Annotated in this window: 15 protein-coding genes and 4 pseudogenes; 6 read left to right on the top strand and 13 right to left on the bottom strand. The window is 70.6% G+C overall.

All coding sequences use genetic code 11. The features are described 5' to 3' along the window. Positions 1-187: 187 nt before the first annotated feature. The 6 genes and pseudogenes from GSY65_RS34260 to ftsH all read right to left on the bottom strand — a co-directional run bounded on the left by GSY65_RS34260 (position 188) and on the right by ftsH (position 10,946). Positions 188-5,683, bottom strand: a complete 5,496-nt coding sequence (locus tag GSY65_RS34260) for an Ig-like domain-containing protein (RefSeq protein WP_159765932.1) — start codon at positions 5,681-5,683, stop codon at positions 188-190. A 550-nt stretch (positions 5,684-6,233) separates the two neighbouring features. Beyond that, positions 6,234-6,392, bottom strand: coding sequence for a DUF7196 family protein (locus GSY65_RS33200; RefSeq protein WP_201452448.1), 159 nt, complete (start codon positions 6,390-6,392; stop codon positions 6,234-6,236). A 190-nt stretch (positions 6,393-6,582) separates the two neighbouring features. Further along, positions 6,583-6,870 carry a hypothetical protein gene (locus tag GSY65_RS03715; protein WP_159765931.1) on the bottom strand — a complete coding sequence of 96 codons (288 nt, stop codon included), beginning with the start codon at positions 6,868-6,870 and terminating at the stop codon, positions 6,583-6,585. 167 nt (positions 6,871-7,037) lie between these two features. After that, positions 7,038-8,210, bottom strand: a pseudogene (locus GSY65_RS03710) (IS3 family transposase); the annotation flags it as partial. A 211-nt stretch (positions 8,211-8,421) separates the two neighbouring features. Beyond that, positions 8,422-8,952 carry a CBS domain-containing protein gene (locus tag GSY65_RS03705; RefSeq protein WP_159765930.1) on the bottom strand — a complete coding sequence of 177 codons (531 nt, stop codon included), beginning with the start codon at positions 8,950-8,952 and terminating at the stop codon, positions 8,422-8,424. A gap of 92 nt (positions 8,953-9,044) precedes the next feature. Beyond that, a complete protein-coding gene (gene ftsH / locus GSY65_RS03700; RefSeq protein ID WP_159765929.1) occupies positions 9,045-10,946 on the bottom strand; it encodes an ATP-dependent zinc metalloprotease FtsH in 1,902 nt (633 codons plus the stop codon). A 276-nt stretch (positions 10,947-11,222) separates the two neighbouring features. Here ftsH and GSY65_RS03695 point away from each other — a divergent pair, with 276 nt between their 5' ends. Continuing rightward, positions 11,223-12,023 carry a sigma 54 modulation/S30EA ribosomal C-terminal domain-containing protein gene (locus GSY65_RS03695; protein WP_159765928.1) on the top strand — a complete coding sequence of 267 codons (801 nt, stop codon included), beginning with the start codon at positions 11,223-11,225 and terminating at the stop codon, positions 12,021-12,023. Between the two features lie 27 nt (positions 12,024-12,050). Here the strand turns inward: GSY65_RS03695 and GSY65_RS34255 are convergent, their stop codons facing one another. Beyond that, the gene (locus tag GSY65_RS34255) at positions 12,051-12,377 is read right to left on the bottom strand and encodes an MBL fold metallo-hydrolase RNA specificity domain-containing protein (protein ID WP_159775593.1); all 327 of its coding nucleotides are present in this window, start codon (positions 12,375-12,377) and stop codon (positions 12,051-12,053) included. 297 nt (positions 12,378-12,674) lie between these two features. On the opposite strand from GSY65_RS34255, the gene GSY65_RS03685 reads away from it, so the two are divergent. Both GSY65_RS03685 and GSY65_RS03680 read left to right on the top strand, forming a co-directional pair. Further along, positions 12,675-13,673: an alpha/beta fold hydrolase gene (locus GSY65_RS03685; protein WP_159765927.1), complete on the top strand. Its 999-nt coding sequence runs from the start codon at positions 12,675-12,677 to the stop codon at positions 13,671-13,673. Continuing rightward, the gene (locus GSY65_RS03680; protein WP_268978181.1) at positions 13,670-13,927 is read left to right on the top strand and encodes an ATP-binding protein; all 258 of its coding nucleotides are present in this window, start codon (positions 13,670-13,672) and stop codon (positions 13,925-13,927) included. Before GSY65_RS03685 ends, GSY65_RS03680 begins: the two co-directional genes overlap by 4 nt. A 261-nt stretch (positions 13,928-14,188) precedes the next feature. Here GSY65_RS03680 and GSY65_RS03675 read toward each other — a convergent pair whose 3' ends face one another. The 4 genes and pseudogenes from GSY65_RS03675 to GSY65_RS33565 all read right to left on the bottom strand — a co-directional run. Continuing rightward, positions 14,189-14,341, bottom strand: coding sequence for a hypothetical protein (locus GSY65_RS03675; protein WP_159765926.1), 153 nt, complete (start codon positions 14,339-14,341; stop codon positions 14,189-14,191). A 32-nt stretch (positions 14,342-14,373) separates the two neighbouring features. After that, complete coding sequence (locus tag GSY65_RS03670; protein WP_328707481.1) at positions 14,374-14,721, bottom strand: cyclophilin-like fold protein; 348 nt, start codon at positions 14,719-14,721, stop codon at positions 14,374-14,376. 199 nt (positions 14,722-14,920) lie between these two features. Continuing rightward, a pseudogene (locus tag GSY65_RS03665) lies at positions 14,921-15,587 on the bottom strand (SDR family NAD(P)-dependent oxidoreductase). An 86-nt stretch (positions 15,588-15,673) separates the two neighbouring features. Further along, positions 15,674-15,816 (bottom strand): annotated as a pseudogene (locus GSY65_RS33565) (IMP dehydrogenase); the annotation flags it as partial. A 218-nt stretch (positions 15,817-16,034) separates the two neighbouring features. On the opposite strand from GSY65_RS33565, the gene GSY65_RS03660 reads away from it, so the two are divergent. Continuing rightward, entirely contained in the window at positions 16,035-16,904 is an 870-nt protein-coding gene (locus tag GSY65_RS03660; RefSeq protein WP_201452447.1) for a helix-turn-helix domain-containing protein, read from the top strand. A 383-nt stretch (positions 16,905-17,287) separates the two neighbouring features. Here GSY65_RS03660 and GSY65_RS03655 read toward each other — a convergent pair whose 3' ends face one another. Next, on the bottom strand, positions 17,288-18,175 hold the full coding sequence (locus GSY65_RS03655; RefSeq protein WP_159765924.1) for a helix-turn-helix transcriptional regulator: 888 nt from the start codon (positions 18,173-18,175) through the stop codon (positions 17,288-17,290). A gap of 219 nt (positions 18,176-18,394) precedes the next feature. Between GSY65_RS03655 and GSY65_RS03650 the strand changes: the two genes are divergently transcribed. Together GSY65_RS03650 and GSY65_RS03645 are read left to right on the top strand one after the other, a co-directional pair. Continuing rightward, entirely contained in the window at positions 18,395-19,411 is a 1,017-nt protein-coding gene (locus tag GSY65_RS03650; protein WP_159765923.1) for a zinc-dependent alcohol dehydrogenase family protein, read from the top strand. 46 nt (positions 19,412-19,457) lie between these two features. Next, positions 19,458-19,868 carry a (R)-mandelonitrile lyase gene (locus GSY65_RS03645; RefSeq protein WP_159765922.1) on the top strand — a complete coding sequence of 137 codons (411 nt, stop codon included), beginning with the start codon at positions 19,458-19,460 and terminating at the stop codon, positions 19,866-19,868. Positions 19,869-20,058: 190 nt separating this feature from the next. On the opposite strand, the pseudogene GSY65_RS03640 reads toward GSY65_RS03645, so the two are convergent. Then, positions 20,059-20,751: pseudogene (locus GSY65_RS03640) on the bottom strand (zinc-binding dehydrogenase); the annotation flags it as partial. Positions 20,752-20,849 lie beyond the last annotated feature (98 nt).

Below are 20,849 nucleotides of genomic sequence, written 5' to 3'. Positions count from 1 at the left end.
GAAGTCCGGTGCCCCGTAGCTGAGTCGCCGCCTGTGGTCGAGAAGGGTGCAATGCGGACGCCGAACAGGCCCGCACGGCCTGGGGCCCGGACCGTCCGGAAACGAGACCGAACCGGGGCGCGGATACCGCCCCGGTTCGGATGTGGCCCGGCTCCCGCGGTTCCTCCGCGCGGTCACCGGCGCCCGGTCAGGGGAGGACCGGGAAGAGGACGAGCGTCAGCGGTGCGGTCGCGGAGGACGAGGCGTAGCAACTCGTCCCCGCGAAGGACGCGGTGTAGCTCGTCGCCGTGATCACCGTGCTGGAGACCGGCAGTGCCGGCGGGGCCAGTGTCGCCACCCCACTGGCGTTGGTGAGCGCGGTCCCGAGGACCATGGGCCCGAGCGGCGTGTTCGCCCGGAAGGTGACCAGTTGCCCGGCGAGCGGAGCGGCGCTGGAGGTGACCTTCAGCGTGGCGCTCATCGACGGGATGACGAACGTGCCGTTCGCGCGCACGCGGATCTGTGCCGAGGTCGCCGTCAGCGTCGTGGGAGCCGGGTTCACGGTCAGGTTCCCCGTCGCCGCGGAAGGGCTGCTGCAGGTGCTTCCGTTGTAGACGGCGGTCACGGTCCCGCTGCTGCCCGCGGTGGTGGTGACGCAGGCACTGCCGCCGGAGTTGAGCGTGACGGTCTGGGTGAACCCGCCCGGGCCGGTGAAGGTCACCGATCCGGTCGGGGTGCCGCTGCCCGGTGCGACGGCGGTGACCGTGGCGCAGTACGTGACCGGCCGGCCGCAGGTCACGGGGTTGGGGCTGACCGTGAGAACGGTCTTGGTCGGGGCGTGGTTCACGGTCACGCCCGAGGTCCCCGTCGACGTGGTGAAGCAGCTGTCGCCGTTGTAGACGGCCGTGACGGTGCCGGTGGTGAGGGCGGTGGTGGTGGCGCAGGCGGTGCCGTCGGCGTTCAGCGGGACGGTGGTGTCGAGTCCGCCGGGTCCGGTGAAGTGGACGGTTCCGGAAGGGGTGCCGGTGCCGGGTGCGACGGCGGTGACGGTGGCGCAGACGGTGACGGCCTGGCCGCAGACGGAGGGGTTGGGGTTGACGGTGACGGTGGTGGTGCTGGCTGCTTGGTTGACGGTGGCGGGTGCGGTGCCGGTGGATGAGGTGAAGCAGCTGTCGCCGTTGTAGACGGCCGTGACGGTGCCGGTGGTGAGGGTGGTGGTGGTGGCGCAGGCGGTGCCGTCGGCGTTCAGGGGCACTGTCTCGTCGAGTCCGCCGGGTCCGGTGAAGGTCACCGATCCCGAGGGGGTGCCGGTGCCGGGTGGGTCGGCGGTGACGGTGGCGCAGACCGTGACGGCCTGGCCGCAGACGGAGGGGTTGGGGTCGACGGTGACGGTGGTGGTGCTGGCTGCTTGGTTGACGGTGGCGGGTGTGGTGCCGGTGGATGGGGTGAAGCAGTTGTCGCCGTTGTAGACGGCGGTGACGGTGCCGGTTTCCAGTTCGTTGGTGAAGGCGCATGCGGTGCCGTCGGCGTTCAGGGGCACTGTCTCGTTCAGTCCGCCGGGTCCGGTGAAGGTCACCGATCCTGAGGGGGTGCCGGTGCCGGGTGCGACGGCGGTGACCGTCGCGCACACGGTGACCGTTTCGCCGCAGACGGAGGGGTTGGGGTCGACGGTGACGGTGGTGGTGCTGGCCGCTCGGTTGACGGTGGCGGGTGCGGTGCCGGTGGATGGGGTGAAGCAGCTGTCGCCGTTGTAGACGGCCTTGACCGTTCCACTGGCGATGCTGCTGGAGACCAGGCAGACCTTCCCGTCCGGGCCCACCGGCAGCGTCAGGTTGAGTCCGCCGGGTCCGGTGAAGGTCACCGATCCTGAGGGGGTGCCGGTGCCGGGTGCGACGGCGGTGACCGTCGCGCAGACGGTGACGGCCTGGCCGCAGACGGAGGGGTTGGGGTCGACGGTGACGGTGGTGGTGCTGGCCGCCTGGTTGACGGTGACGGGTGCGGTGCCGGTGGATGAGGTGAAGCAGCTGTCACCGTTGTAGACGGCGGTGACGGTGCCGGTTTCCAGTTCGTTGGTGGTGGCGCAGACCTTCCCGTCCGGGCCCACCGGCAGCGTCAGGTTGAGTCCGCCGGGTCCGGTGAAGGTCACCGATCCTGAGGGGGTGCCGGTGCCGGGTGCGACGGCGGTGACCGTCGCGCAGACGGTGACGGCCTGGCCGCAGACGGAGGGGTTGGGGTCGACGGTGACGGTGGTGGTGCTGGCCGCCTGGTTGACGGTGACGGGTGCGGTGCCGGTGGATGAGGTGAAGCAGCTGTCACCGTTGTAGACGGCGGTGACGGTGCCGGTTTCCAGCGTGTTCGTCGTGGCGCAGGCGGTGCCGTCGGCGTCCAGGGGCACTGTCTCGTTCAGTCCGCCGGGTCCGGTGAAGGTCACCGATCCCGAGGGGGTGCCGGTGCCGGGTGCGACGGCGGTGACCGTCGCGCACACGGTGACCGTTTCGCCGCAGACGGAGGGGTGGGGGTCGACGGTCACGGTGGTGGTGCTGCCCGCCTGGTCGACCGTCACGTCGACGCTCTCGGTGGAGCCCAGGAAGCAGGTGTCTCCGCCGTAGGTGACGGTGCCGGTGCCGGTGGCGAGGGCGGTGGTGGTCACGCAGGCGGTGCCGTCGGCGTCCAGGGGCACCGTCTCGTTCAGTCCGCCGGGTCCGGTGAAGGTCACCGATCCCGAGGGGGTGCCGGTGCCGGGTGCGATGGCGGTGACCGTCGCGCACACGGTGACGGTCTCGCCGCACACGGACGGGGCGGGGTTCACCGACACCGAGACACTGCTGACCGCCCGGTCCACCGTCACGTCGAAGACGGTGTCCGAGCCGGCGAAGCACTCGTCGCCGCTGTAGGTGGCCATGTAGGTGCCGCCGGCGAGACTGCTGGTGGTCAGACACGCCGTTCCGTCAGGGGCAACGGGGAGCGTCTCGTTCAGTCCGCCGGGTCCGGTGAAGGTCACCGATCCCGAGGGGGTGCCGGTGCCGGGTGCGACGGCGGTGACCGTCGCGCACACGGTGACCGTCTCGCCGCACACGGACGGGTTCGGGTCGACCACCACCGACACCGCGCTCGTGGCCGGGTCGACCGTCACGTCTGTCGCACCGACCGACGGCAGGAAGCAGCCGTCACCACTGTAGGAGGCGTTGACCGTGCCGCTGACGAGGCTGTCGGTGGTCAGGCACGCCGTGCCCTGGGCGTCCAGTTCCACGACCTGGGTGCTGCCGTCGGAAAGGAGGAAGCCGAGGGTTCCGGTCGGCGTGCCACTGCCCGGGGCGACCGCCGTCACCGTCGCGCACACGGTGACGGTTTCGCCGCACACGGACGGGGCGGGGTTCACCGACACCGTCACCGCGCTCGTGGCCGGGTTGACCGTCACGTCTGTCGCGCCGGCCGACGGCAGGAAGCAGCCGTCACCGGTGTACGAGACGTTGACCGTACCGGTTTCCAGCGTGTTCGTCGTGGCGCAGGCGGTGCCGTCGGCGTCCAGGGGCACCGTCTCGTTCAGTCCGCCGGGTCCGGTGAAGGTCACCGATCCCGAGGGGGTGCCGCTGCCCGGGGCGACCGCCGTCACCGTCGCGCACACGGTGACGGTTTCGCCGCACACGGACGGGTTCGGGTCGACCACCACCGTCACCGCGCTCGTGGCCGGGTTGACCCCCACGAGCGCCGTGCTCGTTGAGGTGGTGAAGCAGCTGTCGCCGTTGTAGACGGCGGTGACGGTGCCGGTTTCCAGTTCGTTGGTGGTGGCGCAGGCGGTGCCGTCGGCGTCCAGGGGCACCGTCTCGTTCAGTCCGCCGGGTCCGGTGAAGTGGACGGTTCCGGAAGGGGTGCCGGTGCCGGGTGCGACGGCGGTGACGGTGGCGCAGACGGTGACGGCCTGGCCGCAGACGGAGGGGTTGGGGTCGACGGTGACGGTGGTGGTGCTGGCCGCCTGGTTGACGGTGGCGGGTGCGGTGCCGGTGGATGGGGTGAAGCAGCTGTCGCCGTTGTAGACGGCGGTGACGGTGCCGGTTTCCAGTTCGTTGGTGGTGGCGCAGGCGGTGCCGTCGGCGTTCAGGGGCACTGTCTCGTCGAGTCCGCCGGGTCCGGTGAAGGTCACCGATCCGGAGGGGGTGCCGGTGCCGGGTGGGTCGGCGGTGACGGTGGCGCAGACGGTGACGGCCTGGCCGCAGACGGAGGGGTTGGGGTCGACGGTGACGGTGGTGGTGCTGGCTGCTTGGTTGACGGTGGCGGGTGCGGTGCCGGTGGATGGGGTGAAGCAGCTGTCGCCGTTGTAGACGGCGGTGACGGTGCCGGTTTCCAGTTCGTTGGTGGTGGCGCAGGCGGTGCCGTCGGCGTTCAGGGGCACTGTCTCGTCGAGTCCGCCGGGGGCGGTGAAGTGGACGGTTCCGGACGGGGTGCCGCTGCCCGGGGCGACCGCTGTCACCGTCGCGCACACGGTGACGGTCTCGCCGCACACGGACGGGTTCGGGTCGACCACCACCGACACCGCGCTCGCGGCCGGGTTGACCGTCACGTCTACGCTTGCGGTCGACCCCAGGAAACACGTGTCACCGTCGTAGACGGCGGTGACGGTGCCGGTTTCCAGTTCGTTGGTGGTGGCGCAGGCGGTGCCGTCGGCGTTCAGGGGCACCGTCTCGTCGAGTCCGCCGGGGGCGGTGAAGTGGACGGTTCCGGACGGGGTGCCGCTGCCCGGGGCGACCGCTGTCACCGTCGCGCACACGGTGACGGTCTCGCCGCACACGGACGGGTTCGGGTCGACCACCACCGACACCGCGCTCGCGGCGGGGCCGACCGTCACGTCAGTTGTGCCGGTCCCGCTCGCATAACACCCGTCGCCACCGTAGGCGGCGGTGACGGTGCCGGTGGCGAGGGTGGTGGTGGTGACGCAGGCGGTGCCGTCGGCGTCCAGGGTCACCGTCTCGTCGAGTCCGCCGGGTCCGGTGAAGGTCACCGAGCCCGACGGGGCGCCGACCCCCGACGAGACCTGCGACACGGCGACGCAGAGCGTCACGGACTGGCCGCACACCGACGGGTCGGGCGCGGCCGAGACGACGACCGAGACGGGCGCGTGCTCCACCACGTGCAGCGTCAGGGGACTGTTCGACGCGTCGAAGTTCGCGTCACCGGTGTAGAAGGCGGCTGCCTGGTGTAAGCCGACGGGCAGGTCGCTGATGGTGAACTGCGCCTGCCCGTTCTCGTCCACCGGGGCGGTCTGCACCGGGCCGTCATCGCTGATGATGAAGGACACCAGACCGGTGGGCGCCCCCGCTGCCGGAGGGACGGGTGTGACCTGCGCGGTGAAGGTCACCGGCTCGCCGCAGTGCGAGGGTTCGGGGTCGAAGGCCAGTGTGGTGGTGGTCCGCGCGAGGAAGACATCCTGGGTGTCCGCGCCCGTGGACGGGTCGTACTCGGTGTCACCCCCGTAGTTGGCTCCCACCGCGTGGAGACCGACGTCGAGGTCGGCGGTCGTGTACTGGGCCTGGCCGCTCGGGTCGAGCGGGACCGTCGCGACGGTCACAGCGTCGACGAGGAAGTCGACGGTGCCGGTCGGGACGGGGCCGCCGGCCGGTTCCGACTGAACGGTGGCGGTGAAGGTGACCGGCTGACCGAAGACGGACGGATCCGGTGCCGATGTCACGGTGGTGGTCGAGGTGGCCATGCTCTGGCTCCTTTCGGATGACGCACGAAAGCAGGTGATCGCCATTTCGCGGTGCGTGGTGTGGGGGCCGAAATGGAGGCACGTACGTACACACACCGGTCCGGAGCTCCGGAAATAGCCCTTCGGCCGGACGGAGTTGGAGGCATCACCCGCCGATAAGAGCAGTAGGCGCTTCGGTGAGAGCATTAGGCTAGAAGGGCGACGGGAATGCCACTCGTTCGGCGCAGCGCACTTCGGGGTACAGGAGGTGTGAAACTCTTGCCGCACGGCGCATTCTCGCGAGCCTCGCGCGACTGGACGGACAAGGGAAGAGATCTCCTCTTCAGTCGCGTGTCCTGGGGGAGTTGCAGACAGGCCCGCAGTTGGCCTGCACATGGATTTCATGCCGGACGAGGCGTGATACTCCCGCGCGATCGCTCGGCATTCCCGGCGCGCCGCACCATGCAGCAGCCCGCCGGCACACCAGACGATCGGTGTACCGGCGGGCTGCCGTGTGGGCCGTCCCGCGCGGTGTGCGGTCCCCGCGCGTTCGCGGCGCCCCGCTTGCGCTCTACCGGCGGATCGCGGTGATGGACCCGCGACCACCTGCCCTGTTGTTGGCCGCGTCGGCCTCTCGCCGGGTGGGATAGTCGCGTGTGACCCCGTTGGGGAGGACCAGTCGGTAGACGATCTCGGAACGGCCGACACGTCCGCAGTTGCATGGTGCCATGGTCATCCTCCTTCCGGCGCCCGTCTGGGCGGCCGATCCAGGGGGCCGGGGTAAATCCCCTGACAGAGGCGGGAGTTCGGCCCGCGATTTCTATTCCCGGGCTCTACCGCAGCGACACTCGTCACCATCTATTCATATGAAATGACCGGCGGCGCTGAAGGTTAGTGCATCCAGTGATTCATCAGCCGGATCAGTCGAGCCAAGTGTTCGCCAGGCCGGCCAGATAGGAAAGGGTCAGTACCGTGGCGCACGCCTGGTACCAGGTCTCGTCGCCCGCCCAGTGGGCGAGTGCGGTGACGGCGCCGGCAACCCATACGCTGACGCACCATCCACAGCTGACCAGGTATGCCGGCTGGGAGTCGTCGCCGAAACGGCCGGCGACCCGGGAGCGGAATCCCGCTGCGAGGGCGTCTTTCGTGATGAATCGTGTGATGCGACATACAGTGCCGAGCGACAGAAGGAAGACCAGCACACTCATGGGGAGCATCGTAGGGTTTCCCCTTTCCGGCCCTCCCGCTTTTCCCGTAATCCGGCTGTCCGGATCTCAGCCACCGCCCGGTAGCCCAGCCGGCCGCCACGGGTCGCGGGTGAACCGCCCCGGGTTCGGTAGAGATCTCGGATCGTGGTGATGACCTGGGGTTTTTTGAGTTCGGTGTAGTAGTTGGCTTCGTATTCGACGGGCGGGATGTGCCCTGTCTCTCCGTGGAGTCGGCGGTGGTGGTACCAGTCAACCCACTCGGTGGTGGCCAACTCGACCTCGGAGAGCGTCTTCCAGGGCCGCTGGGGTTTGATCAGCTCGGTTTCCTACAGGCCGATCGTGGACTCCATCAGCGCGTTGCCGTAGGCGTCGCCGACGGATCCGATGCTCGCCGCGATGCCGGCGGCGTCCAGGTGCTCGGCGAGGCGGAGGCTCGTGTCCTGCGACCCGGCGTCCGAATGGTGTACCAAATCGCCCGGCTGGATGGGATGTTGGTCCCGGTCGCGCTGCCAGATCGCCATCTCCAGGGCGTCCAGCACGAACACCGTCTCCTTTACCGTGGCGGCTGACCAGCCTGCGATCCGGCGCGAGAAGGCGTCCACGACGAACGCGACGTAGACGACGCCTGTGAAGGTCTCCACGTGAGTGAAGTCGGCTACCCAGCAGCGGTTCGGGACGCCGGCGCCGAAGTCGCGGCCGACAAGGCCGGGGGTCCGCTCGGCCCACCCGCCGGGGATCGTGGTGATGACGCGCTTGCCGCGCACCGCGCCCTGGATGCCTAGCTCGCGCATGAGCCGCTCGACGGTGCAGCGGGCCACCTCATGCCCCTGCCGCTTCAGCTCGCGCCAGATCTTCCTCGCTCCGTAGACACGGTGGTTGGACGTGGAGACCTCGTGGATCCTCTCCTTGGGCTCCTCGTCGCGCACGGAGCGTGCAGAGGGAGTTTGGAGGCGTTTCGTGTGGGCGTAGTACGGGGAAGGGGCGATCTGGCAGTCGTGTGCGGTGAGCGTTCTGCAGATCGGCTCGACCCCGCCGAAGCGGTCCCGGCGCTCGTCGATGAACGCTACGAGCGTGTGTGTGGCCGGTCGAGCTCGGCCGCGATGAAACTCGCCGCGGCCTTGAGGATCTCGTTCGCCCGCTTCAGCTCGGCGTTCTCCTTCCTCAACGCCTTGAGCTGGGCGGATTCCTCCGTCGTCGTCCCTGGACGCTGCCCCGCGTCGACCTCGTACTGCTTCACCCAGTTCCGCAGCGTCTCGCGGGAACCGATGTCGGGCTTGTCCGCCACCGCCTGCAGGGCGGCCGTCTCGTTCGGGGTAGTCGTCGCGCACTTCGGCGACCATGCGCACCGCACGACGGCGCAGCTCAAGCGGGTAACGGGAGGGTCATGCCATGACTCGATCCTTTCACGGAATCGAGTCCCCACCTGACACGGGGCGGTTCACCGCCGCAATCACCGCCTTCGAGAGGTGGGTTGACGGGCCGTCACCGTTCGGCGCTGGCGCTGCTCGCCCGCCCCTGGTGCAGCCGCGGTTGCTGCTCGGTGGCGGGCGGTCAGGGGACCGCCGTTCCGCGGTAGCTCCGCCGGGGCGGGAGCCCGGGCAGCACCGTGGACGGGGCCTGCGGCCGTGTGTCGGCGGGTTCCTTCCGCACCGGGCGACCGGCGAGGGCCGCGACGATGTCGGCTGCGGTCAGCACCCCGGCCAGACGCCGGTCTTCCTCCAGCACCGGGAGGGCGTCGGCTTCGGTACAGCTCATGAGGTCGGCTGCGTGGCGTACGGTCTGCTCCGCGTGGACGAGCGCGGGCCTGTGGGCGGGCAGGAGTTCGTCCACGCGCAGGCTGGACAGCGAGGCGGCTGGTGCCGCGCAGGCGACCGCCACGTCGGCCCTGTCCAGCAGGCCGGCACAGCGGCCGTCCTGACGTACGACCGGAAGGTGACGGGAGCCGGATCGCTCCAGCAACTCCCAGGCCACGAGCACGGTTTCGTCGACAGCGATCGTGACCACAGCGGTGCGCATCACGTCGGCGACCGTCCGCGCCAGGACCTCCTGCTCATCGTGGGCCGCCCCCGGCTGCTGTTCCATGGCTGCCACCTTCCTAGTTTGCGGGCGTCGCCGCGGCGTCACGGGGAGGGCTTCGGTTTGCCTGCCGCGGCGGGGTGGTGGTCGTTCTGCCGTTATCGCCGTTGGAGTACGCCGAGCACGACGGACCCGTCGATGGTCTCGCGGGCGGTGAGCAGGTCGGCCAGGGTGTCCAGCGCGGCCCGGTGGTCACGCAGCAGGTCCACCGCACGTTTCTCGGCTTGCCGCACCAGGCGGGATGTCTCCTCGTCGACGATGCGCTGGGTCTGCTCGGAGTAGGGCCGCCGCAGCGTGTCCTCGGTGCTCTCGCCGCCAAGGTGATGGGGGGCGCCGGAACCGTATCCGACGGGGCCGAGGGCCGGGGACAGGCCGAACTCGCGGACCATGCGGGCCGCGATCTGGGTGGCGCCGGCCAGATCGTCGGCCGCGCCGGTCGAGCCCTCGCCGAAGACGACCAGCTCGGCGGCCCGGCCGCCGAGCCGGACAGCGAGCAGGTCGGTCAGGTAGCTCTCGCTGTACAAGTGCCGTTCGGCCTCCGGGAGCTGCTCGGTGGCGCCCAGCGAAGGCCCGGCGGGCAGGATGGTGACCTTGGCGACCGGGTCGGCGTGCTCGCACAGGGCCGCCATCAGCGCGTGTCCGGATTCGTGGACGGCGACCGAGTGCCGCTCCTCGGGGAGCAGGGCGTTGGTGGACTCCCGCCGTCCGAGCAGGAGCCGGTCCCGGGCGGCAGCGAGGTCCTGGGCGTCGATGACGGCACCGCCGCCGCGAACGGCGTTGATGGCGGCCTCGTTGACCAGGTTGGCCAGGTCGGCGCCGGAGAAGCCGGGCGTGGCCCGGGCGACGTTGTCCCAGTCGACGTCCTGTGCCAGGGTCTTGCCACGGCCGTGGACGGCCAGGATCGCCGCCCGCTCGGCCTGGTTGGGCAGCGGCACCGTCACGTGCCGGTCGAAGCGGCCCGGGCGCAGCAGAGCCGGGTCGAGTGTCTCGGGCCGGTTGGTCGCGGCCAGCACCACGATGCCGCTGGCCTGGTCGAAGCCGTCCATCTCGGCCAGGAGCTGGTTGAGGGTCTGCTCGCGTTCGTCGTTGCCGCCCATCCGGGCAGCCCCGCCGCGACGGCTGCCGACGGCGTCGATCTCATCGATGAAGATGATCGAAGGCGCCCGTTTGCGTGCCTCCTCGAAGAGGTCGCGCACCCGTGAGGCCCCGACGCCGACGAACATCTCCACGAACGCCGAGCCGGTCACCGACAGGAACGGCACCTCCGCCTCGCCCGCCACCGCGCGGGCGATGAGAGTCTTCCCGGTGCCCGGCGGCCCCACCATGATCACCCCGCGGGGGCCCTTGGCCCCCGCGATCGCATAGCGCTCGGGGCTGCGCAGGAAATCCACGATCTCGCTGATCTCCTGCTTGACGCCCTCATAGCCGGCGACATCCTCGAAGCGGGTGGTCGGCCGCTCGGTTTCGATGATCTTGGCGCGGGCCCGCCCGATGGCGCTGAGCCCTCCGCCCAGTGTGCGGGCTGCCCGGCGGCCGCTCCACAGGATCAGGGCGACGATGAACAGCAACGGCAGGAACAGCAGGAGCAGCGTCCCCCAGGGACTGCCGTTGCCGCTCTGGGAGGCGGTGATCTCCACGTTCTTGGACTGCAACTGCTGATCGAGGCGGCTGTTGTCCAGGGCGGTTGGGATGCGCGTGGTGAACTTCGTACCGTCCTTGAGGCTGCCCTTGATGGCGCCCTTGTCGTTGATGTCGACCGTCTTGACCTGACCCCCGGTGACCTTGCCGACGAACTCGCTGTACGAGAGCGACGCGCCCTCCTTGGTTGAGGGGACTCGCATCAGCACCACGAGGAGCAGGGCCAACGTGGCGACGGGCAGCAGCCAGCGTGTCCAGGAAGGCGTCGGCGAAGACGCCGGCGGCTTGGGCGGCTCCCGTGAGGGGCCCGGCTTGGCCGAGCGTGACAGATGCCGCCCTGGCAGACGGACTGATGTGATCACCGGACGGCTCCCTTGACGGAAGACTGAAGGACGAACCCCGGGTGAGGCCGTCCCCGGAATGCGAAAGACGCGGACCGTGGGCGGGCGTCCCAGTTCCAGGATCGGCGCTTTTGGCGCCGTTGGCAGGATCGAAAGCACCGAGTGGCACTGTCCCGCCTCCGCTCGCTGTGTGGCCCCGGCCCGGAGGAGGCAGCCGACCGGAAGCAAGCGCCTTCGGCCTTCCGTGCACGGGTAGTGGAGGTTAAGTCTGGAAAGTACTACTTCGAGTAGTTTGTCATGAAACGATCCGCACCCCAGCAGGCCCCCGAGGTTCAGGTGGAGACCGGCGGGCAACTGCCACCGGACGCGGCCGCGTATGCGCGCGACAAGGTACAGGCCGTCCTCGGCCGGACAAGGGAACCGGTTCTGTTCGCCCGGGTGAGGCTGACCCGTGCGGCGAACCCGGCCGTGGAGCGGCCGGTGATCGCCCAGGCCAACCTGGACGTCAACGGCCGGCCCGCCCGTGCGCATGTTGCGGCGGGGTCCGTCACCGAGGCCGTGGACCTGCTCCAGGACCGGCTGACCGAACGGCTGGCCCGGCTGGCCGAGCACTGGGAGGCCCGCCGGGGCCGGATGTCCGTGCCCAGTCCGCACGAGTGGCGGCACGGCAATGAACCCACCGACCGCCCCGATTACTATCCGCGACCGGCCGAGGAGCGGCAGGTCGTCCGCCACAAGTCCTTCTCCCTCGCCCGGGAGACACCGGACGAAGCGGCCTTCGAACTGGAGTCGATGGACTACGGCTTCCATCTGTTCACCGACGCCGACTCCGGCGAGGACAGCGTGCTCTACCGCTCTGAGCCGACCGGCTACCGGCTCGCCCAGCTGCACCCCCACCCGCGCCCGGACGGCAATGTGTCCATACCACTGACCGTCAGCGAACTCCCGGCGCCCCGGATGAACGTGGCCGAAGCGAAACAACGGCTGGACATCACCGGATTCCCGTTCGTGTTCTTCGCCGACGACAGCACCGGCCGCGGCAACGTCCTCTACCACCGCTACGACGGCCACTACGGCCTGGTCACACCCGCCGCGTAGCAGCCCTCGAACACACGCTGGTGGTGGCTACCGGACGAGCACGCGTTCGCCGGAGCGCGGCACGACCGCGTTCCAGCCAAGCTCTCCGTCGATCCGGTCCCGGAGGGTCTGGGCAGCGTCCGGCTCGCCGTGCACGAGGTGGGCGGCAGAGGGCGCAGGGGCGCCGCCGTCGCGCAGCCAGGCGATGACTTCGGTCGCGTCTGCATGTGCGGAGAAGCAGGGGACGTTGACCACCTCGGCCCGCGCCGGGACGTACTCGCCGAGCGGAGCAGCCCCGGCCTCAGGTCCGGTGGGTCCGCGACCGGGCGACCTGTGTCGCTCGTGCCCGTGCGGATCGCCTCCTCCTGCTGTCAGCGCGGCGTGAAACCACCGTCCCGCCGTCTGATGGGCGACGGCATGGCGGCAGGCTCGTGCACAGGCCGACCGGCCCCGGCGGTGCGATGCCGGCCGGCGACCACCGACACCCTATGAGGACCTGACTAAGCGCTTTCCACCCGCCGCCGGGTGTCGATCCGAACAGTGGGCGGCGGCCTCAGCCGCGATTCCGCTGGCGGGGTTCGCCGCTCAGCATGCAATACGGGGTTGGCATATGATTTTTCCTAGCGCTGACTTCTGATGAAGGAGTGCTCGCGGTGAGGTAGGTGTCCGACAATGACCCTGATCTCTGCGTTCGTCGCCGCCACAGATCTGCCGGGCCGCTCTGTGCGGGCGGCGGCCGGTTATCTTTGCGACCGGCTGATCGCCACACAGCCGGAGCCCGACGGCGGCCGTCGGCGCGAGACCGGAGAGGTCGTTGTCCCGGCAAGGACGGCGTCGTTCGTGGAGGCCCGTGCCGCGGGTCTGGAGCCGGTGACAGTGGCGTACGAGCAGCAGGGGACCGGGGAGCCGCTGGTCCTGCTGCATGGCGTGGGGCATCGGCGGCAAGCCTGGGATGCGATCGTGCCGCTGCTGGCCGGGCAGCGGGAGACGATCGCCATGGACCTGCCCGGGTTCGGAGAATCCCCCGACCTGGATCCGGCCGTGCCGCGCGATCTGCAGACAGCTGTGGCCTGGCTGGGTGCCGTGCTCGCCGAGCTGGGCCTGGAGCGGCCGCACGTGGTCGGGCATTCGCTGGGCGGGCTGCTCGCACTGCGTATGGGCCAAGCCGGGCTCGCGCGCAGCGTGACGGCCCTGGCGCCGGCGGGATTCTGGACCGATGCCGAGCGGCGGCACGCCTACGCCATGCTGGCCGCGGCCCGACACAGCGTGCGGCTGCTGCCGGATACGGCCATGGTCCGCCTGGCGCACACCGTGGTCGCACGGACCGCGCTGGCCGGCACACTCTACGGCCGACCGGACAGGTGCCCGGCCGAGACGCTGATTGCCGATCTGCGGGCGCTGCGAGCGGCCACCGCCTTCGGCGCGACCCTGCGGGCGGGGCGGGCACCGGGTCTGTTCACCGGGGACATCCCCGATGTACCGGTCACCATCGCCTGGGGCGCCTGTGACCGCGTCCTGCCGCCCCGGCAGGCCGCTCGTGTCCAGGCCATGATCCCCGCAGCCCGGCTCGTACAGCTGCCCGACTGCGGCCACATACCCATGAACGACGCACCCGACCTCGTCGCTCGCGTGATCCTTGCGGCGACCCCGTCGGCCCCCGAGGAGCAGTGAGCGGCCAAGGCCGCTGGAAGACATGCATGCGGTTCTTCGCCGGACCCAAGCTGTTGATCACCGACGAGCTCGGCTGCCTGCCGCTGCCCGAGGACGGGGCCTCCGCACTGTTCCAGGTGATCCATCAGAGGTATCTGAAGTCCTCCACGATCTTGACGACGAATGTCGGCATCGCCGACTGGGCCGGCGTCTTCGGGGATGCCGCCGTCGCCGCCGCCATGCTCGACCGGCTGCTGCATCGTGCCGCGGCCTGACGGTGGATGTCACTACGAACATGCAGTACCCCCCTGCCCACCACGTCCCGCCCGAGGCGGGCCACATAGGAAAACCGCCGCTGGGGGCTGTCCGACCAGACTTTGACCGCACCTTCCACGAAGTCCCGCGTCTCGTCCTCTGTGTTCGGCCCCCACGTCTGATAGCGACAAGCCTCCGCCAGACACGCCCACGAGTGAATGGCCGGCCAATCCTCCAAAGTGATCTTGTCCAGGGGCGCCGAGCGCTGATTCATGAGGCGATCATGTCCACTTCAGCGTGTCGCCTGCAAGGACAAGCCATATGCGTGCGCCGGCGAGGACGAACTCGGTGGTTCCCGTCAGGAACGTGCCGGCGGTGAGCACCCGGACGACGAAGGGCAGCTTGCCGGTGGCGGATCCGGCTGCTGCGGACATGGAAGATCTTCCTTTTCGTACGAGAGGGCTGGTCAGGAGGTGGCTTCGATGGTGATCCGCTCGGCCCGGGCCAGCTGGTCGGCGTCGGTGTCGATGTGGCCGAGGATCAGCAGGTCGGCGGAGGCGGCGGGGCCGTTCCGGTAGAAGAGGGCGAGGTTGCCCCACGGCGCGTAGTAGGCGATGTCACCGGCCCTGGCCGGGGACGGTGCGGGGGCGCCGTCGGTGGTGAGTCTGCGCGGCGGGTAGCCGATCCGTTCCGTCCCGTGGAAGTCCTTCAGCTCCAGGATGAGCGGGAGAAGGGTGGCCAGGTCGCGGGCGGCGGGGCTGTTGTTCAGGGTCGCCTCGACGGGCCGGCCGTCGAGAGTGACACGGATGTCCATGGGGGTGTTCCTGTCGGAGCTGGGCGGGGTGCTGGACGCCGGTGTCTCCTGTTGCCCGGCAGGCCGGGACTGCCCGGTCGGCGAGGGTGCGTCGGCTGCGTCGTCGGAGCACGCGGCCAGGGCCAACAGCAGAGCGGCGGCCGGGGCGGCACGGAGCAGAGGGTGTCGAGTCGGGGAGGGCATCGCGTCGTCCGTCACATCATTCGGGCATGGGTGCGGCGTAGTGCCGGAACCCGTCGCGGTCGGTGTGCAGGGCAAAAAGGCGATCGGCCAGGACGGCGGGGCTGGAGTACTCGGCGTCCGGGCGGATGGCCCCGGGGATGATCAGCTGGGCGGCGTGGATGTTCTCGTCGGCGAGCGCGTCGCGGAGCATCGCCGCGTACGCGCTCTCGGCGGCGAACGCGACCGGGGTGCCGGCCCGCTCGGGGTGCGGGCGCACCGCGCTGCCGCCGTTGACCGAACAGCAGTGTGCCGCGCCCCAGGGCCCGCATGCCGGGCAGGACCGCGTTCATACAGGTGACCGGGCCCTTGACCGAGAAAGTCGGCGGATCGTCCAGGTCACCGGCGGTCGTGTCGAGGAACGGCTTCATGAAGTCGGCCCGTGGCACGGGGCTGTACTGCAGGACCTCCACGGGCCCCAGTTCGTCGGCGGCCACGGTCAGCGCGGTGGTCAGCCCGGCGGGATCCAGGACGTCGGCGGTGTAACCACGAGCCTGGACACCTTGGCCGGCCAGGGCGGCCACCAGGTCGTCGAGGTGCTCGCCGCTGCGGGACAGCAGGGCGACGCTGTGGCCGGCGGCACCGAAACGGCGGGCGCAGGCCGGCCCCAGACCGGGGCCGGCACCGACGAGGGCGTAGGTGGTCACGGTGAGTGCTCCTTCACTACGGATGGAAGGCCGGGGCTGGTCTGGCGGGCACCCCTGCCAGGCAGGACGGAGAACGGTGCGGGACAGGGCCCCAGGAGGGTCTTGATGGCGCCGCGCTCGTCCATGACCCTGTAGCCCTCGGCGACCTGGTCAGGGGCAGCGTCAGGTCGAAGACCTTGCCCTGGTCCATACCGCCGTCGAAGACCCGCTGAATGAGGTCGGGCACGTGGATGACTGCTCCGCGCATGAGGGTGCTTCCTTCAGTGCGAGGTCGGTTGCGGGCTGCCTCCGGCACGAACACGCGATGTGCTCCGTCCGGGCGGCCCGGCATCGAGCGTCACACGTGTGGGCGGGCGCGAAAAGGCGAGGGATCTATCCGGGGAGAGCCGCATCCTGGGAGGAAACTCTCCCCCCTTCCAGGGCTCGATCGGTGTCATCCTGGGCGCCATGACCAGCAACGTGCCTCTCAACGAGCTGGGCGAATTCCTCAAGAAGCGCCGATCCGAGCTGAGCCCTCGCACGGTCGGGCTGCCCGAGACGGGCGGCCCTCGCCGGGTCGCCGGGCTGCGCCGCGAGGAGGTCGCCCAGCTCGCCTCGATCAGCACCGACTACTACACCCGGCTCGAGCAGGGCCGCATGCAGGCGTCGGCCGCCGTGCTCGACACCATCGCACGGGTGCTGCACCTGGACGACGACGAGCGGGGCTACCTGTTCCGGCTCGCAGGCAAACCCACCACCCGCACCCGGCGCCGCGGACGCCAGACGGTCCAGCCGCAGCTGCAGCGCGTCCTCGACGACCTCACCGCCACGCCGGCCATCGTGCAGGGCAGGCGCGGGGACGTCCTCGCCTGGAACGCCCTGGCCTCCGCGCTCGTCACCGACTTCGCCGCCATCCCGGAGAAGCACCGCAACTACCCGCGGCTCATCTTCACCGCCCCGGCCCTGCGCACCCTGTACGCCGACTGGGAAGGCTCCGCGCGCACCGCCGTGGCGCAACTGCGGATGGAGGCCGCCAACTACCCCGAGGACTCCCGGCTGATCGCGCTGGTCGGCGAACTCTCCACGCGCGACCAGCAGTTCGCCCGGTGGTGGGGAGACCACCGGGTCTCCGCCCGCACCGTCGGCACGAAGACCCTCAACCATCCGGTCGTGGGCGAGCTCGTCCTCGACTGGGACACCTACACCGCCAACACGGACCCCGACCAGCACCTCACCGTCTGGACTGCAGCGCCCGGCTCCGCCACCCACGAACGGCTGCGCATCCTCGCCTCATGGGCTGCCGACCAGAGGCTGTCCCCCTCCTCCGCCCTTGCCTGACCGGGGGCCTGCACCTGCGCGAGCGGCCCACGTGCGGGGAGCCCCGGCCTGCGGGCCGGTCGGCTGCCCACGACGACGTGGTCGTAGCGGAGCGGGAGGAAGGGCTGATCGCCGAGCGGGTGCTGCCGTCCGGCCGAACAGGAGCGGATCGAGTCGGGGACCGCTGCTGTGGCGGATCCGGTGAAAGCGCAGGTGGCCGGGCATCGGTGCCTCTGGTCCCGCAGTCCGGCGATCCCGACGGGACCGTGCGCCCCGGTGACGGCGCCGGATCCCTCTGATCCGGCCTCAGCCGGCGACATCGGCGCTGACGCCGCTGATCTCCAGGCGCTCGCTGCAGGTCCGCGGTCGTCCTGACGCGTGGCCTACGGCCGATGCCGACGACGTCAGCCGGCTCCTTGCTCCCTGGGAGAGCCGGCGTCCTGAGTGGCGGCCCAGGAGGCGAGCAGACGCAGTCCCTCTTCGGAGGGTGAGCCGGGTTCGGCGGTGTAGATGGTGAGGCTGAGGCCGGGTTCGGCGGTCATCTCCAGGCCTTCGTAGGCGAGGGTGAGGTCGCCGACGGCGGGGTGGTGGAAGCGTTTGGTGCCGCTGCCGTGATGGCGGACGTTGTGGGCGCCCCAGCGGGTGCGGAAGTCGTCGCTGCGGGTGGACAGCTCGCCGACGAGGTCGTGGAGGTCCTTGTCGTGGGGGTTGCGGCCGGCTTCGGTGCGCAGGATGGCGACGGCCATGTCGGCGGCCTGGTCCCAGTCGGGGTAGAAGCGGCGGGAGGCGGGATCGAGGAACTGGAAGCGGGCCAGGTTGGCCTGGTTGCCGGGCGTGGCGTAGACGTCGGCGTAGAAGGCCCGAGCGAGCTGGTTGGCGGCGAGGATGTCCATGCGGCCGTTGCGGACGAACGCGGGGCCGGCGGTGACGGCGTCCAGCACCCACTGCAGGCTGCGGTGCGGCGACCAGGCCCGGGGGGTGCGGCGGCGGGGGCGGGTGAGCACGTCGGTGCCGTCGGCGGCCTGGGCCAGGTTCAGCAGGTGGGCACGCTCGGCGTCGTCGAGCTGGAGGGCGCGGGCGACGGCTTCGAGGACGGCCGGGGAGACGCCGGCGAGGTTGCCGCGTTCCAGCTTGGCGTAGTACTCCACGCTCACATCGGCCAGGGCGGCGACCTCGCTGCGGCGCAGGCCGGGAACCCGTCGGCGGGTGCCGGCGGGCAGCCCCGCCTGCTCGGGGGTGATCTTCGCGCGGCGTGAGGTGAGGAACTCGCGGATCTCTGCTTGGTTGTCCACGCTCTCGACGGTACGTCCCGTCCGCGGCCGCAGGGGTGTACTGCCAGTACACCCCTTGATGGTGCCTCGCTGCGCGTGCCGGGAGCGGGTTACCTGGATGGCGTGGTGCTTTCCGCCCGCCCCGTCACGGCGGGGCGGGAAGTGCGCACCTGGCCCTGCACTCGGTGCGGCCCCGGACTCCGGCGGCCGCACACCACGGCACGCAAAGGAATCCCTCTCATGCGCGGCGCAGTGATCCATGCTCCCGGCGACGTCCGTTTCGAGACCCTGGACGACCCGAAGATCCTCCACCCGACCGACGCGATCATCCGTACGGCCGTGACCTGCGTGTGCGGCTCCGACCTGTGGCCCTACCGGGGCGCGGAGCCGATCGGCGACCCGCATCCGATGGGGCACGAGTACGTCGGCTTCGTGGAGGAGGTCGGGTCCGAGGTCACCGCCGTCAAGCCGGGCCAGTTCGTCGTCGGCTCGTTCGCCACCTCGGACAACAACTGCGCGAACTGCCGGAACGGCTTCCCGTCCAACTGCCTGCACCGCGAGTTCATGTCCACCTGCCAGGCCGACTACGTGCGCATCCCCAACGCCCAGGGCACCCTGGTCGCCACCGGCGAGATCCCTGACGAGCGATTCTGGCCGGGTCTGCTGGCCGTCTCCGACGTCATGGGCACCGGCTGGTGGGCCGCCGACGCCGCCGAGGTCAGGCCGGGCTCCACCGCCGTGGTCGTCGGCGACGGCGCGGTCGGGCTGTGCGCGGTGATCGCCGCCAAGGAGATGGGTGCCGAGCGCATCATCGTCATGAGCCGGCACGAGACGCGGCAGAAGCTCGCCGAGGAGTTCGGCGCTACTGACATCGTGACCGAGCGCGGCGACGACGGCGTGGCCCGGATCAAGGACATGACCGGTGGAATCGGCGCCGATGCGGTGCTGGAGTGTGTCGGCACCGCCCAGTCCATGCGGCAGGCCCTGCACTCGGCACGCCCCGGCGGCAACGTCGGCTTCGTCGGCGTCCCCCACGAGGTCGCCGTGGACGGCCAGGAGCTGTTCTTCTCCCACGTCGGCCTGCGCGGCGGCCCGGCCCCCGTCCGCCGCTACCTGCCCGACCTGATCGACCGCGTCCTGACCGGAGCGATCGACCCGGGCAAGGTCTTCGACCTCACGCTGCCTCTGGAACAGGTCGCCGAGGGCTACCGGGCCATGGACGAGCGCCGCGCCATCAAGGCACTCCTCAAGCCCTGACTCTCCCCCTCCGTCCTCCCGAACAGGAAGCAAGGAACAAGCAACCGTGCAGATCACCCGCAGCTCGATCGACACCGTCAAGGGCCCCACCGACTGGTTCACCGGCGACGTCTACGTCGACCCCGTCGCCGCCGCACCCGCGCCCTCCCGGGTCAGCGCCGCCCTGGTCCACTTCATGCCCGGCGCCCGCACCCACTGGCACCGCCACCCGCTCGGCCAGACCGTCTTCGTCACCGAGGGCATCGGCCTGTGCCAGCGCCGCGGCGGACCCATCGAGGTCATCCGGCCCGGCGACCGCGTCCTGTTCGAGGCCGACGAAGAGCACTGGCACGGCGCCGCGCCGAACCGGCTGATGGTCCACCTGGCCATCAACGAGAGCGACGCCGACCACGACGTCGTGCACTGGCTCACCCCCGTCACCGACGAGGAGTACGCCGCCGCACCGGCCACCAGCTGAACCGCCGTACCGGGCCGCCACGCCCATACAGACGGCCGCCCCTGGCGCTGCCGTGTGCGCGGTGCGGCGGCTCATCCGGCCCAGCGGAGTCCAGGCGAGACGGGTTCACGGCCGTGCGGTGGGGTGTGCCCTTGTGGGCGTGGGCGCGGCCGGCGCAGCTCACGCCCACGAGGTGACCTGGTGGACAGGATCAGGGCGTGAGGAGGGTCTTGACGGCGCGGCGTTCGTCCATCGCCTTGTAGCCCTCGGCGACCTGTTCCAGGGGGAGGGTGAGGTCGAAGACCTTGCCCGGGTCGATCGCTCCGGTCAGGACGCGGTCGATCAGGTCGGGCAGGTAGCGGCGGACGGGGGCCGGGCCGCCGCGCAGGCCGACGTGGGAGAAGAACAGCTCCTGGCCGTCCACGGCGACCTCGTGGGGGACGCCGACGAAGCCGACGTTGCCGCCGGGGCGTGCCGAGTGCAGGGCCTGCCGCATGGACTGGGCGGTGCCGACACACTCCAGCACCGCATCGGCGCCGATTCCACCGGTCATGTCCTTGATCCGGGCCACGCCGTCGTCGCCGCGCTCGGTCACGATGTCAGTAGCGCCGAACTCCTCGGCGAGCTTCTGCCGCGTCTCGTGCCGGCTCATGACGATGATGCGCTCGGCACCCATCTCCTTGGCGGCGATCACCGCGCACAGCCCGACCGCGCCGTCGCCGACGACCACGGCGGTGGAGCCCGGCCTGACCTCGGCGGCGTCGGCGGCCCACCAGCCGGTGCCCATGACGTCGGAGACGGCCAGCAGACCCGGCCAGAATCGCTCGTCAGGGATCTCGCCGGTGGCGACCAGGGTGCCCTGGGCGTTGGGGATGCGCACGTAGTCGGCCTGGCAGGCCCCCACCGACGACAGCCTGCGCATGCTGGCCTCCTGGGCGGCCGGCCCAAGCCACTCGACCAGCCACAGCTCCACCTGACCGTCCCCGGTGGTCTCCGTACTGC

The organism is Streptomyces sp. HM190 (assembly GCF_009857135.1).
Classification (GTDB): Bacteria; Actinomycetota; Actinomycetes; order Streptomycetales; family Streptomycetaceae; genus Streptomyces; species Streptomyces heilongjiangensis.
The sequence above is the reverse complement of the archived record's forward strand: the minus strand, read 5'-3'. Positions and strand labels throughout refer to the sequence as shown.